Origin of the sequence: Pontivivens nitratireducens (genome assembly GCF_014235845.1) — a bacterium.
Classification (GTDB): Bacteria; Pseudomonadota; Alphaproteobacteria; order Rhodobacterales; family Rhodobacteraceae; genus Pontivivens; species Pontivivens nitratireducens.
In genome coordinates this window covers 50,322-63,649 of sequence record NZ_JACJUQ010000008.1, presented here as the reverse complement: position 1 = coordinate 63,649, position 13,328 = coordinate 50,322, and the positions used below count along the sequence as shown (strand labels likewise).

The 13,328-nt window shown below is 63.5% G+C and carries 12 protein-coding genes; 4 read left to right on the top strand and 8 right to left on the bottom strand.

Features of this window, described 5'->3' with window-relative positions:
* Positions 1–172 precede the first annotated feature (172 nt).
* On the top strand, positions 173–1,033 hold the full coding sequence (locus H1S03_RS10620) for a glycosyltransferase family protein (protein WP_185804422.1): 861 nt from the start codon (positions 173–175) through the stop codon (positions 1,031–1,033).
* Here the strand turns inward: H1S03_RS10620 and H1S03_RS10615 are convergent.
* Positions 1,008–2,393: an MATE family efflux transporter gene (locus H1S03_RS10615; RefSeq protein ID WP_185804421.1), complete on the bottom strand. Its 1,386-nt coding sequence runs from the start codon at positions 2,391–2,393 to the stop codon at positions 1,008–1,010. The genes H1S03_RS10620 and H1S03_RS10615 overlap by 26 nt on opposite strands.
* Positions 2,390–4,381 (bottom strand): M3 family metallopeptidase, encoded by a 1,992-nt coding sequence (locus tag H1S03_RS10610; protein ID WP_185804420.1) that lies wholly within the window; start codon positions 4,379–4,381, stop codon positions 2,390–2,392. The genes H1S03_RS10615 and H1S03_RS10610 overlap by 4 nt, the downstream gene beginning before the upstream one ends.
* 178 nt (positions 4,382–4,559) lie before the next feature.
* Here H1S03_RS10610 and H1S03_RS10605 point away from each other — a divergent pair, with 178 nt between their 5' ends.
* Entirely contained in the window at positions 4,560–7,049 is a 2,490-nt protein-coding gene (locus tag H1S03_RS10605) for a GcvT family protein (protein WP_185804419.1), read from the top strand.
* Here H1S03_RS10605 and H1S03_RS10600 read toward each other — a convergent pair.
* The 6 genes from H1S03_RS10600 to H1S03_RS10575 all read right to left on the bottom strand — a co-directional run bounded on the left by H1S03_RS10600 (position 7,046) and on the right by H1S03_RS10575 (position 12,021).
* Complete coding sequence (locus H1S03_RS10600) at positions 7,046–7,816, bottom strand: HesA/MoeB/ThiF family protein (protein ID WP_185804418.1); 771 nt, start codon at positions 7,814–7,816, stop codon at positions 7,046–7,048. The genes H1S03_RS10605 and H1S03_RS10600 overlap by 4 nt on opposite strands.
* Entirely contained in the window at positions 7,813–8,520 is a 708-nt protein-coding gene (locus tag H1S03_RS10595; RefSeq protein ID WP_185804417.1) for a GNAT family N-acetyltransferase, read from the bottom strand. Before H1S03_RS10595 ends, H1S03_RS10600 begins: the two co-directional genes overlap by 4 nt.
* A complete protein-coding gene (dut, locus tag H1S03_RS10590; protein WP_185804416.1) occupies positions 8,517–9,017 on the bottom strand; it encodes a dUTP diphosphatase in 501 nt (166 codons plus the stop codon). The genes H1S03_RS10595 and dut overlap by 4 nt, the downstream gene beginning before the upstream one ends.
* Positions 9,014–10,204, bottom strand: coding sequence for a bifunctional phosphopantothenoylcysteine decarboxylase/phosphopantothenate--cysteine ligase CoaBC (gene coaBC, locus H1S03_RS10585; RefSeq protein ID WP_185804415.1), 1,191 nt, complete (start codon positions 10,202–10,204; stop codon positions 9,014–9,016). Before coaBC ends, dut begins: the two co-directional genes overlap by 4 nt.
* Before the next feature lie 49 nt (positions 10,205–10,253).
* Positions 10,254–11,063, bottom strand: coding sequence for a ChaN family lipoprotein (locus H1S03_RS10580; RefSeq protein WP_221892674.1), 810 nt, complete (start codon positions 11,061–11,063; stop codon positions 10,254–10,256).
* Positions 11,064–11,142: 79 nt separating this feature from the next.
* Complete coding sequence (locus tag H1S03_RS10575) at positions 11,143–12,021, bottom strand: RNA polymerase factor sigma-32 (RefSeq protein WP_185804413.1); 879 nt, start codon at positions 12,019–12,021, stop codon at positions 11,143–11,145.
* A 97-nt stretch (positions 12,022–12,118) separates the two neighbouring features.
* On the opposite strand from H1S03_RS10575, the gene cobU reads away from it, so the two are divergent.
* Together cobU and H1S03_RS10565 are read left to right on the top strand one after the other, a co-directional pair.
* Positions 12,119–12,676, top strand: coding sequence for a bifunctional adenosylcobinamide kinase/adenosylcobinamide-phosphate guanylyltransferase (cobU, locus tag H1S03_RS10570; protein ID WP_185804412.1), 558 nt, complete (start codon positions 12,119–12,121; stop codon positions 12,674–12,676).
* Positions 12,666–13,253: a histidine phosphatase family protein gene (locus H1S03_RS10565; RefSeq protein ID WP_185804411.1), complete on the top strand. Its 588-nt coding sequence runs from the start codon at positions 12,666–12,668 to the stop codon at positions 13,251–13,253. Before cobU ends, H1S03_RS10565 begins: the two co-directional genes overlap by 11 nt.
* Positions 13,254–13,328 lie beyond the last annotated feature (75 nt).

Here is a 13,328-nt window from a genome sequence, read left to right as displayed (position 1 = left end):
GGTATTGGGTACTTACACTTAAAACCTTCGGCTGCAACATCGTAACGCTTAATAAAGAGCCATTTGTTTATTCGCCGTAACGTTTATTGCTACTGTGATCCAAAATCGGTGGTTACAAATTTGTTATCTACCGGGATTTGCGCAGGATCACGGATGCGATAATGAGTCAGCCATGAATTTTGCAAGCATCGATCAGTACCTGTCGGAAACTCATTCCAGAATCCCGCCGGGCCCGGTCGCGATCCTGTTCGTCGAGGATCTTGCTGAAATAGCCGCAACCGTCGCACATCATTTGCGGATCGGATTTTCACATATATTGCTGATTGGTCGAGTGTCGGGCGATATCAGCGTGCCGGAGGGGGCCTCGATCAGCCGGATCGGGGAACCTGTTCGTTCACGCGGGGATGCGGTCGCCATTCTCAACACGTTGATCGACCGTTTCAACGGTCGGTGGCTGTATTGGGGGTTCAACGCTGAGTTTCTGTTCTACCCCTATATGGAAAGCCGGACGATCACCGATCTGACGACATTCATGGTCGAGGAGCGGCGCGATCATGTCTTCGGCTACGTGCTCGATCTGTATGCCTCCGATCTGGACGTGGCGGGGGACGGCGTTTCGCGCAAGACGGCGCATTTCGACGGGTCGGGATATTACGGATTTCAACGGTATGCCGAAGGACACGCACTGGACCGGCAGTTCGATATCTTCGGCGGCCTGACTTGGCGTTACGAGGAATTCGTGCCATGGGACCGGCGGCGGATCGACCGCATCCCTCTGTTCCGCGCGGTGGAAGGTTTGCGCATGAACGACGATCTGACCCTGAACGTGCCTGAGATGAACACCCTGTCCTGCCCTTGGCACCACAACGTCACCGCCGCCGTCGCGTCGTTCCGCGTGGCCAAGAGCCTGAAGCGCAATCCCGGCTCGATGTTCGAGATCGACAGCTTCGTCTGGCGCGGCTCGACCCGGTTCGAATGGACATCGGAGCAGTTGCTGGAACTGGGGATTATTGAGCCGGGGCAGTGGTTCTAGGGGCGGGCGTCACGCCTTCGCGACGCGCCACCCATATTGCGAGCACCGCCGCCAGCACCGCACCCGTGGCCGCCCCTGCCAGCAGTGCCCACCAGATCCCCGTGACGCCGAAATCGTAGACCTGCGTGAACAGGACGCAGAAAACGAACAGCCCCAGACCCATGCGCCACAAACCGACGATCAGCGGGAATTGCGGCTTTTTCAGCCCTTGCAGAAAATTCTGCGCGACAAAGATCACAACGAAGAACGGCAGCGCGCCTGACAGGATGCGCAGATAGGTGACGGCATGGTCCACGACGGCGGTATCGTCGTTGAACAGCGTGACCAACGGTCGGCCCGCGGTCCAGATGACGATCGCGCCAACCGCCATGAAGCCAAGGCTGGTCACGGCGATGATCCGAACGGTGCGGCGAACCCGTTCCGGTTGCTGCGCGCCCATGTTCTGTGCCGTCAGCGGCAGCAGCGCGGTTGTCAGACCGATAATGGGCAACAGCAAAAGTTGCTGCAAACGAAAGCCGACGCCATAGGCCGCCACCGCGTCCTGACCGTAGTCGCGCAGGAAGAACTGACAGATGATACCGCCCAGAACAGTGACATAGATCGTCGAGCAGACCGGTACGACCTGCTTTATCAACACCACCTGTTGCGCGGCCCGGGGGATCAGATCGCGCCAGTCCAGATCGGACAGAATCTTCGATTCGAATGCGCGCCATCCTATGAACACCATGACACCGGTTTGCGAACAGACCGTTGCCAGCGCGATACCGTTCAGGCCGAAACCGTCCCACAGGCCGGGAATGCCCCAGATGAACAGGGGATTGAGGCCCAGATTGGCGAGGGTCGCCGCAAATTGCGCCCGCTCCTGCGTGACGGTATCGCCCTGTGCGGTCAGGGTGCCGGTCAGTGCGTTTGTGATGATGAAGCCCGGCGCGGACAGCAGCATCAGCCGCGAATAGGTGGCGGCGTCCTGCGCGTAACCCTGATCCCCCGCGATGGCAATTATCAGCGCGGGCAATCCCCAATACCCCGCCAGCATCGCCACGATGGTTGCCACGACGGCGGCGCCGATCCCCTGACCTGCGGCGCGCGCGGCACCGTTCCCGTCGCCCGCGCCGATCGCGTTGCCCACGAAGGCCGAGATCGCGACGCGAAATCCGATGCCGGTCGCGACGATCAGAAAGAACATCTGCGAGCCAAGCCCCAACCCGGCCTGCGCCTGGGTGGAGATCATGCCCGCATAATACGTGTCGATCACATTGTAGAATGTGATGAACATCAACGAGAGTGCCGCTGGCACCGCGACAGCCCTGAGGTGGCCCAGGATGGACCCCTCGGTCAGATCGCGCTCGCGTCCACTCATCCAGCGGTCAGGCCTCGTCCTTGCATCAATGCTTCGGGTCCGGGCATTCGGCCCCGGAATGCGGTGTACAATTCCTCGGGCGGGCGGGTGCCGCCGGCGGAATAGATATGTGTGGCCAGTTTTGCCGCCATTTCCGGATCGAAGACATCGCCCGTCTCACGGAATGCGGCGAAGGCGTCGGCGTCCATCACCTCGGACCACATATAGCTGTAATATCCTGCGGAATAGCCATCGCCCGAGAAGATGTGCGCAAAATGCGGCGTGGCATGGCGCATCGGAATCGCGTCGGGCATGCCGATACGGGCCAGCGTTTCCGCCTGTGCCGCCATCGGATCGGCTGGCGGTTCGCCGGTGTGAAAGTCCAGATCGACCAGTGCGGAGGCAATATATTCCACCGTAGAAAAGCCCTGACCGAAGGTTTCCGCCGCCAATAGCTTGTCCAGCAGGTCCTGCGGGATCGGCTCCCCCGTGCGGTAGTGGCGCGCGTGCTGGCGCAGGATTTGAGGCTCGCTCAACCAATGTTCGTAAAGCTGGCTGGGCAGTTCGACGAAATCACGCGCGACCGAGGTGCCCGAGACCATTGGATAGGTCGCCTCGCTCAACAGATGATGCAGGGCGTGGCCCATCTCGTGAAACAGGGTGCGCGCGTCGTCGAAGGTCAGCAGGGCGGGGTTGCCCTTGGCGAAGTTGCACACATTGGTCACGATCGGGCGCACCGGGCCTGCCTGATGGCGCAGGCGCGAACACCACGCGCCGGACCGTTTGCCGGGGCGTGCGAAGTAGTCGCCGATGAACACGCCGACATGGGCGTCGCCGCGCAGAACCTCCCACGCCATGGCGTCGGGATGGGGCAGGGGGATGTCGAGCTTGCGAAAGCTCAGCCCGAACAGACGCGCTGACACGTCGAACATCGCGTCGATCATCCCGTTCAGGGTGAAGTATGGTTTCAGCGCCGCCGCATCGAAATCATGTTCGATATGACGCAGTTTTTCGGCGTAGAAGCGCCAGTCCCAACCGGCCAGATCGTGGTTCTGCCCGTCGGCGGCGATCAGGCTGCGCAGGCGGTCCGCATCGGCCATCGCCTTGGACCGCGCCGGGCCCCAGACACCCATCAACAGGTCGCGGACATTGTCCGGCGTCTTGGCCATCTCTCCGTCCAGCTTGTAGGACGCGAAATCGTCATAGCCCAGCAATTGTGCACGCTCATGCCGCAGGGCGAGGATCTCGGCCGCGACCTCACGGTTGTCCGTCGCGCCGCCATTCGCGCCACGTGCCGTCCAGGCCTTCCACGCGGTTTCGCGCAGGTCGCGGCGGGTCGAGCTTTCCAGGAACGGCACCACGACGGAGCGGGACAGGCTCAACGCCCAGCCGTCCTCAGTCTTCATCGTCTCACGCAGATCGTCGGGCAGGCCGGCCAGGTCGTCCTCGACCAGTGCCACGGACCAGTCGCGTTCGTCCGCCAGCAGGTTCTGCGAGAATGTCGTGCCCAGTTGCGCCAACCGCTGCATGATCTGGCTCAGCCTCTTGCGCCCCGGTTCATCGAGCGCGGCACCGGCGCGGACGAACATCCGGTGGTAAAGCTCCAGCACGCGGGCCTCCTCCGGTGCCAGATCGAAGCGATCGCGCTGTTCCCAAAGGGTATCGACACGGGCGAACAGGGCCTGATCCTGCAAGACATCGCTGTAGAACGCGGCGAGGCGCGGCGACAGATCGCGCGACATTTCCTCGATTGCGGCGTCGGACTGGGTTCCGGCGAGGTGGTAGAACACCGACGACACACGGTCGATCAGCGTTTCCCCGAACTCCATCCCCGCGATGGTGTTGGCGAAGGTCGGCTGGTCCGGGTTCGCCGCGATCCTGTCGGTATTCGCCTTCGCCTCGGCCAGGGCGGCATCGAAGGCCGGGGCGAAGTGCTGCATTTCGATTTCATCGAAAGGGGGCATCCCGAATGGCGTGTTCCATTGGGCGAGAAGCGGATTGTCAGTCATGAGGGGTAAGCCTTCGGTTGCGTTCTTGGCTATCTGTAGCGTTGCGGCAGGCAGACAAGGCCCCTGCGGCAAACCTGTCAGGTCGGAATCGATCCCTTATCGGTCGTAGCGCCGCTTCGCCGCCGTGCCTTATCAGCTAGAAAGGATGGCAACGATAGTCAGCCAGGGGTCGGTCGGGATGAGAACGCACGCACGCGCAGTCGTCGTCGGAGGGGGGGCGGTCGGTGCCTCCATCGCCTATCACATGGCAAAGGCAGGCTGGACCGACACCCTGTTGCTGGAACGCGATGAGCTCACCGCCGGGTCCACCTGGCACGCGGCTGGCCTGCTGCCCTATTTCAACATGAGCTACGCGACGACGTGGATCCACGACTATTCCATCAAGTTCTACAAGACGTTGGAGGAAGAGACCGGCCTGAACGCCGGATTCTCGGTCGTCGGCAACCTGCGCATGGCCCAGTCCACGGCGCGGATGGACGAATACATGACTTACGCCACCACGGCGGAATCGGTCGGTGTGCCGTTTGAATGGCTGACCCCCGCCCAGATGAAGGACCGCTGGCCCCTGTTGCGCACCGAGGATTTGGAGGGCGCGATCTATCACCCCACCGATGGCTACATCAATCCCGCCGACGTGACGCAGGCCATGGCCAAGGGGGCGCGCCAGCGTGGCGTTGAAATCATGCGTCGCGTGCAGGTCGATGGCTTCACCCGGCGCGGCGACGAATGGATCGTGCATTGCCGCCGGATGCTCGACCGGGGTGGCAACCTGATCGGGGGGGAGGAAACCTTCGACATCACTTGCGAGCATGTCATCACCGCCACCGGCAACCACGCGCAGCGCACCGCCGCGATGATCGGGACCTACATTCCCGCGATACCCGTCGAGCATCAGTTCATCGTGACAGAAAAGGACCCCGCCCTGGTCGATTATCGCCGGACCCACGGCGAGCACCCCGTGCTGCGCGATGCCGATGCAAAGTGGTACGTGCGTGAGGAGCGTGGTGGCTGGATCCTCGGCCCTTATGAGCGTAATGCGCCCGCCTGTTTCAAGTTCGGGGTTCCCGACAGCTTTCGCGCCGATCTGTTCCCGCTCGATCTGGGGCGGATCGAGCAGGAATACATGTCGATGATCCACCGGATCCCCTCGACGGAAAATTGCGGGCTGAAGGACGATTTTAACGGCCCGATCTGCTATACGCCCGACGGCAATCCACTGATCGGACCCGCGCCGGGGGTGGAGAACTTCTGGTTCGCCGAAGGGTTCTCGTTCGGGATCACGGCGGCGGGCGGGGCGGGGCACTACCTCAGCCAGCTCATCACCGAGGGGGAGGCCGAGATCGACATGTGGTCGCTCGACCCGCGCCGGTTCGGCGGCTGGGTCAACCGTGAATACGCGGCGAAGAAGAACGAGGAAGCCTACGAACACGTCTATATCCTGCACCACCCCGATGAGGAACGCCCCGCGGCGCGCGGCTTGCGCACCGCCCCGTGCCATGACCGCATGGCCGCCGCCGGGGCACAGTTCGGGCAGGTGAACGGGTGGGAGCGGCCGAATTACTTCGCGCCCGCCGGGTTCGACGATCACGCCGCGCGGTCCTTTCGCCGGGGGGGTTGGTGGCAATATGCCGAGGCCGAGGCGAAGGCCGTGCGCAAAACCGCCGGCCTGTTCGACGCCACCGCCTTTGCCAAGCACCGGATCACCGGACCGGGGGCGACGCGGTTTCTGGACTGGCTGACCTGCAACAAGCTGCCCCGCGTGGGCCGGATCAACCTGACCTACGGTCTGACCGACAAGGGCACCATCCGCACCGAATTCACCATCGTGCGTGAGGGGGAGGACCAATATTACCTTGTCACCGCCGGGGCGGCGCAGGCCTATGATCACGATTATCTGGTCAAGGAGGCCGCGAAGATGTGCTGCGAATTCGGCTGGATCGAGGTGCAGGATGTGACCACTCAATGGGGAGTCTTTGCCCTCGCAGGGCCGGCCAGCCGCGATATTCTCAAGGAAATCATCTCGGACGCGAGCCCTGAAAATGCGTTGACGAACAAGGCGTTTCCGTGGCTGTCGGCCAAGAATATCGATCTGGGCATGTGCCCGGTCAAGGCGATCCGCGTGGCCTATACCGGGGAACTGGGCTGGGAACTGCACCACACGATCGAGATGCAGAACTATCTGTACGACCTGCTGATTCAGGCGGGTGAAAAACATGGGCTGAAGCTGTGCGGTGCACGCGCGCAAAACTGGCTGCGGCAGGAAAAAAGCTACCGCGCTTTCGGCTCCGACCTGGGCCGCGACGCCACCCCGTTGGAGGCCGGACTGGACCGTTTCGTCGATATGGAGAAGGACTTTCGCGGCAAACAGGCCATGCTCGACACCGGCATTCGCGCGAAATGCGTTACGGTGCTGATCGACGGGCCAAACGACGCGGACCCGTGGGGGCGTGAGGCGTTGCTGCATGACGGCGCGGTGATCGGGCGTCTGACCTCGGGCGGCTATTCCGTGGCCTTCGGCAAATCCATCGGCATCGGCTATGTCGATCCCGCGCTGGCTGCTGTCGGGACCAGGCTGAAGGTGCGGATGTTCAACGAGACTTGGGATGCGGAAGTCGTCGAGGATTCACCCTACGATCCCGGCAACGCCGCCATTCGGATGAACGGCTAGACCCCGCAGACCTTGCATGCCGGGTCGCGGGCGATCGTGATCCGGCGGCTGTCCGCATAGAGCGCATCGTAAAGCAGCAGCGATCCGGCCAGGGTTTGCCCCGCGCCCGTGATGTGCTTGATCGCCTCCATCGCCATCATGGAGCCGATGATGCCGCCAAGCGCCCCGACGATCCCGGCCTCCGCACAGCTGGGGGCGAGGCCATCCGCGGGCGCTTGTGGAAAGACGCAGGCATAGCATGGGGTTCCCGCAGCGGGATGATACAGGCTGACCTGCCCCTCCCACTGCGTCATCGCGGCGGAAATCAGTGGCTTGCCTGCCGCAACGCACAGGGCGTTGACCAGATAGCGCGTTTGATAACTGTCGGAGCCGTCCAGGATCAGGTCATAGCCGTCAATAAGGTCGGGGCCATCAATCATGTCGGGGCCAGTCTGCTGTGTCAGGCGTTGGGCGTGCCCCTCCACCGCGACGTGGGGATTGATGCGATTGAGCGTGCGAGCCGCGCTCTCGACCTTGGGCGTGTCGATGGTGGTGGTGTCATGCACGATCTGGCGTTGCAGGTTGGACAGCGACACCGTGTCATCATCGACGATCCCTATGGTGCCAACACCGGCGGCGGCCAGATACATGGAGGCAGGCGCGCCCAACCCGCCCGCCCCGACGATCAGAACCCGCGCGGCGCGCAGTTTCATCTGGCCGGGGCCGCCGACCTCTCGCAGGACGATGTGGCGGGCATAGCGGGTCAACTCTTCCGGTGTCAGATTCATAATTGTTTCTCGAACTGGATACGGCGGGGACCGGCGGGATAGGAGACCTCGCCCGTTCGGGTCCAGCCCAGATGGCGATAGAAGTCAGGCACCTGCCAGTCGAAGGTATGCAGCAGGGCACGTGCGGCGCCCCGGGATTTCGCCTCATCCAGTGCGGCCTGCAACACCTGGCGGCCCAGCCCCTTGTCGCGCATCTCGGGTTGTACATACAGCGCCCGCATTTCGGCCAGTCCCATCAGGATTTCGCACCTGACGCTGGCCAGAACCGCGCCACCCTCATCCCGCCACGCAATGGAGAATGTTTGCCGCGAATAGTCCGGTTGCCGTGCATTTTCATCCCGCAAGTGTTCCAGCGTCTCACGAAACAGGGCGTCGTCCTGTTCGATCAGACGCAAACCGGCCGGCTGCGGGTTCGGTGCGGGGGCGTTGCGCCGCCTGATCCGGCGCAGGACGATGGCGTAGAACATGACCGGTAGCGCGAGCAGGCCGAGAACGAACAGCACCGCGATCGCCCCCGCCATGTTCGCGCGAAAGAACGGGCTGGCGGACAGGATCGCGGCCAGCAGCACCGCGCACAGCCCCCCGATCATGGCGGAGCGTTTGCGCCCCTGCCCGGCGACCAGCGCGAAACCGAACCCGAACGCCGCTGCCACCAGCAGGGTCAGAAATCCACCGCTGGCCAGCGTGCCGAAAAGGCCGCTCATGCCTTGTCATTGCGCCCGGTGGAGCCGAAGCCGCCGCTGCCGCGCTCCGTCTTTTCCAACTCGGACGTAACGATCCAGTTCACATGCGTCACGGGGCCCAGAACAATCTGCGCGATCCGGTCGCCGTGGCTGATATCGAAGACCTCATGCCCCAGATTGATGAGGATGACCGCGACCTCGCCGCGATAATCGCTGTCCACGGTGCCGGGCGCGTTCGCAACCGTGACCCCATGGCGCAGCGCCAGGCCGGAGCGTGGACGCACCTGAATTTCGTAGCCGCGCGGGATCTCCATCATCAGGCCGGTGGGGATCAAAGCGCGTCCATTGGGCATCAGGGTGACACCGCGCCCCCGTTTGTTGGTGCCAAAATTGGCATGGACATCCATACCCGCCGCACCCTTGGTCGCGTAGCGGGGCAGGGGGATTTCCGGGTCACTTTCCGCCGTGCGTGAAACCCGGACATCGAGACCGGGAACCGCAAGTTTCAGGCCGCTCATGTCAGTGCCTCCGCCATACGCGCGGCGAGGGTCGTGGCCGTCTCGGTCTTGCTCATGCGGGGCCAGGGATCCGCGCCCTCGGCCGTGATCAGGATCGCTGCGTTCTGCGTGCCGCCCATGATGCCTGTGGCGGGGCTGACGTCATTGGCGACGATCCAGTCGCAGCCCTTGCGTTCCCTTTTGGCAGTGGCATGAGCGACGACATCATCGGTTTCCGCGGCGAAGCCGACCACCAGTCGGGGCCGTTTGTCGCCGCGCGACACGGTTGCCAGAATGTCGGGATTTTCGGCAAGCTCGAATCCGGGAGGCGCGCCGGTGCCGTCCTTCTTGATCTTGGACGATCCCGCGCCGACCACATGCCAGTCCGCGACTGCTGCGCAGAAAACGGCGGCGTCGCAGGGCAGGGCGGCATCCACCGCCGCGGCCATCTGGCGGGCGGTCTCTACCTCCACCACTTCGGCGGATATGGGGCGGGGGGTGTCGGCGGGTCCGGTGACGAAGACGACCTCGGCCCCCAATGCGGACAGGGCCTCGGCTATTGCCGTACCCTGCGCGCCGGATGACCTGTTGGCGATATAGCGCACGGGGTCAATCGGCTCATGCGTGGGGCCGGAGGTGACGAGGATGCGCTTTCCCCGCAACGGTCCGTCGTGCAGCATCGTCTTGGCAGCGGCCAAGATCGCAGGCGGTTCGGCCATGCGACCGGGGCCGTATTCACCGCAGGCCATATCGCCCTCATCCGGGCCGACAAAGCGGATGCCATCATCGCGCAGCGTTGCCAGGTTGCGCTGTGTCGCCGAATGGGTCCACATCCGCACGTTCATCGCGGGGGCGATCAAAACCGGCGTGTCCGTCGCAAGCAACAGAGTGGTCGCCATATCCGTGGCGGCACCGTGGGCCATGTTCGCCATCAGGTTCGCGGTGGCGGGTGCTACAACGATCAGATCGGCGGAGCGGGACAGCTGGATATGGCCCATCTCTGCCTCCGCCGTCAGGTCCCACAGGTCACGGTGTACGTCGGATCCGGCCAACGCCGCAACGCTGAGCGGGGTGACGAACTGTTCCGCCGCCCGCGTCATCACCGGCGTGACGCCAATGCCTTCAGCGCGGAACAGACGGATCAGTTCGAGGCTTTTATACGCCGCGATCCCGCCCGAGATGATGAGAAGTATGCGTTTCACGCTCATATGCCGACCCCCGTCCTGATGTCAGAGCTATCCGCACGCGCGACCTGCATCAAGAGGGCGCGGCAAACCCGTCGCAAAGATCGGCATCCTGCGCGATCGAGCCGATCCGCACGTCGTTGAAGGGCGTCGTGTCCCCCGGCGCGACCTGACCGATGCTGAAAACGCTCAGCGATGGGTCCGCCATGGTCAGCAGGGCGGGCACACCGTAATCGACGCGGGCATGAGCATTGCCGGTAATCAGCAGGACCTTTCCACCGTTCACACGCTCACGCGCCAGCAGGACGGTTTGGGCGAGGACGGCATCGCGAAACCTCTGCGCCTCGACGAAACCAGCGGCGACGTTGGGCGGGATGGCACCGCAATGCGCGTCGGTCTGTGCCTGTGCGCGGGCGGCGCGTTGCGACGGCGGCAGGGGCTGGTCGATGCCGAAACGGGCTGACAGCGCGCCGAATGCCGTCGCCGCGCCCTGTTGTCTGGCCAGCCGCACATCGCTGCGCGCCGCGCCGCCACCGACGATCTGGGCGTCCGGGGCCGCGCGCATGATGTCATAATAGAACCCGAAACCGGGCCAGCCGCTGCTTTCCCAATCCAGCGCCCGCGCGATCACGACCGGATCGGTCTGCGTGCGCATCAGGCCATTCAGGCGGGCGGTCTGCGATCCCGAAATCTGCTCGAAGACGATGGCCGCCGGTTGCATCTGCTGTGCCACCTGCGCCTGATAGGCGTGATGGGCGGCGGTGCCATGCACCTCACCCACGATCACCACGTCAGCCTCGGCGCGAAAGTCGCGGGGCGGTTCCGCGCAGGCGGCCAGCACCCAGATCAGGACGAGGGCGAGAGCGCGAAAGACGTGGGGCATGGAATGGATATCTCTCATAACAGACAAAGCGCCCGGGCCTGTCGGACCGAGCGCCTTATCATCGCGTCAATATGGGGTATCAGGCAAGGGCGAGCATCTCGACCGAGGCGCCGTTGTTCGCCTCAAGCCGCTTGCGCAGTTTCTTGAGGGCCTGCGCCTCCAACTGCCGGATGCGTTCCTTTGACAGGCCCAGCTCATTGCCGAGGCTTTCCAGAGTGCGCGGATCGTCGCGCATCTTGCGCTCGATCACAATCATTCGCTCACGCGTGGTCAGGGCGTCCATTGCATCGGCGATCCAACCGCGAACGCGGATCAGATCCACATCGGCGCTGACTGTTTCCTCGGCGCGGGGGCCGTCATCCTCCAGCGCTTCGACCCATTCGCGGCCCTCGTCACCGGCTTGCTGAGCGTTGAGCGAGAAGTCGGAGCCGCTCAAGCGGGCCTCCATCATCTCCACATCGCGCAGGGGAACGCCGACCTCGATTGCGATCATCTCACGCATTTGCTGACCGGATACGGGGTCCAGACCCTGGCCCTCACGCTCCAGCTTGGCCTTGACGCGGCGCAGGTTGAAGAACAGCGCCTTCTGGCTGGAGGTGGAGCCGGTGCGCACCATCGACCAGTTGCGCATGACGTAGTCCTGAATGGACGCCTTGATCCACCAGACCGCATAGGTCGAGAAGCGCACGCCCCGCTCGGGATCGAATTTCTCCGCCGCCTTCATCAGGCCGACGCCTGCCTCCTGAATAAGGTCGGGCATCGAGGCCCCGTAGCGACGATATTTGGAGGCCATGGACACTGCGAGGCGCATATAGGCGTTGACCAGCCGGTGCAGCGACCGCTCACACCCCTCATCGCGCCAGGCACGCGCCAGGGCAAGTTCGGTTTCGGCATCCAGCATCTCAGCGCTCATTGCGTGGCGCGTTACCGAACGTGCGATGGAATCGTCCATAGCCATACTCATTCTCCAGCTGTTGCGATTGCAGGTTTGGTCCTGCACTGTTTAAGGGTGATACGTCCCGGTTGGCGGGTCGGATCAGCAGGGGATGCACGCCATGTCTGGCGCGGAAATATTAACAAATCTGCAGTTCGTGCTGGGCGGGGCGCGGTCGGGAAAGTCCCGTCTGGCCGAAGGGCTGGCGCGCAATGCTGCGCGAACCGGCGGCGCGTTGACATATGTGGCCACCGCTCAAGCATACGATACAGAGATGGAGGAAAGGATCGCACAGCACGTGGTGGACAGGGGGCCGGACTGGAATACCATCGAGGCGCCGTTGGACCTGAAGCAGGTCGTCTTGTCCCGAAAGGATGGCGAAGTGGTGCTCATTGACTGTCTGACCCTCTGGCTGTCCAACATTCTGCTGGCGAACCGTGACGTAGAGGCGACATGCAGCGATCTTGTCGAGGCCTTGTCCGCCTGTCGCGCACATGTCGTCTGTGTTTCCAACGACGTGGGAATGGGTTTGGTTCCAGATAATTCTCTGGGGCGCAGATTTCGCGACGCACAGGGGCGATTGAACCAGATGGTAGCGGCGCGCGCGGGCCTTGCTGTATTGGCCGTTGCGGGCTTGCCGTTGGTTCTGAAGGGTAATTTGCCGCCTAATGTCGGATGATGAAAAGGCAAGCGCCCGATCGGTCGAGTGGTGGTGGATCCGGCATGGCCCGACCCATGCGGCGCGCATGGTCGGGCATACGGACAGGCCTGCCGATCTGTCGGATCATGTGGCACTGGCGCGGTTGCGCGCGGTGCTACCAACAGGGGCGGCTGTCCTGTCCTCGGACCTGAGCCGCGCGCGATCAACCGCGCGCGCTCTGGGCCTGACGCCCGTGACGGACCCCCGCTTGCGTGAACTGCATTACGGCGCGTGGGAGGATCTGGCCTTCGACGATCCGGCCGTCGATTCGGCGCTGGCGCGGGCATTCTGGGACACGCCTGGCGAAACACGCCCGCCCCAGGGCGAAAGCTGGAATGAGCTTTGCGACCGCGTGGCCGCCGTCATGCGGGAGCAGACCACAGGACCGGTGATCGCAGTCGCGCATATGGGCGTCATCCTCGCCGCGTTGAGCATCGCCACCCGGATGCCTGCGAAATCGGCCTTGTCCTTTCGCATCGAGCCGCTTTCCTTGAGCCGCATGACCTGGTTCGGCGGTGCGGACTGGTCGGTCGATGTTATCAATCACCGTCCGTGAACGGTCCGCTGCCAAAACCTGATTGGACGCCCCGGACAGCGCACGGCACAGTCTCCCTCTGACCCGGTAGCGGAG

Excerpts from the sequence above, each read along its gene's own strand:
- H1S03_RS10610 (WP_185804420.1), bottom strand. The coding sequence starts at position 4,381 with ATGACTGACAATCCGCTTCTCGCCCAATGGAACACGCCATTCGGGATG.
- H1S03_RS10575 (WP_185804413.1), bottom strand. The coding sequence starts at position 12,021 with ATGGCTATGGACGATTCCATCGCACGTTCGGTAACGCGCCACGCAATG.
- H1S03_RS10600 (WP_185804418.1), bottom strand. The coding sequence starts at position 7,816 with ATGAATCTGACACCGGAAGAGTTGACCCGCTATGCCCGCCACATCGTC.
- coaBC (WP_185804415.1), bottom strand. The coding sequence starts at position 10,204 with ATGAGCGTGAAACGCATACTTCTCATCATCTCGGGCGGGATCGCGGCG.
- H1S03_RS10595 (WP_185804417.1), bottom strand. The coding sequence starts at position 8,520 with ATGAGCGGCCTTTTCGGCACGCTGGCCAGCGGTGGATTTCTGACCCTG.
- H1S03_RS10615 (WP_185804421.1), bottom strand. The coding sequence starts at position 2,393 with ATGAGTGGACGCGAGCGCGATCTGACCGAGGGGTCCATCCTGGGCCAC.
- H1S03_RS10565 (WP_185804411.1), top strand. The coding sequence starts at position 12,666 with ATGTCGGATGATGAAAAGGCAAGCGCCCGATCGGTCGAGTGGTGGTGG.
- cobU (WP_185804412.1), top strand. The coding sequence starts at position 12,119 with ATGTCTGGCGCGGAAATATTAACAAATCTGCAGTTCGTGCTGGGCGGG.
- H1S03_RS10620 (WP_185804422.1), top strand. The coding sequence starts at position 173 with ATGAATTTTGCAAGCATCGATCAGTACCTGTCGGAAACTCATTCCAGA.
- H1S03_RS10605 (WP_185804419.1), top strand. The coding sequence starts at position 4,560 with ATGAGAACGCACGCACGCGCAGTCGTCGTCGGAGGGGGGGCGGTCGGT.
- dut (WP_185804416.1), bottom strand. The coding sequence starts at position 9,017 with ATGAGCGGCCTGAAACTTGCGGTTCCCGGTCTCGATGTCCGGGTTTCA.
- H1S03_RS10580 (WP_221892674.1), bottom strand. The coding sequence starts at position 11,063 with ATGCCCCACGTCTTTCGCGCTCTCGCCCTCGTCCTGATCTGGGTGCTG.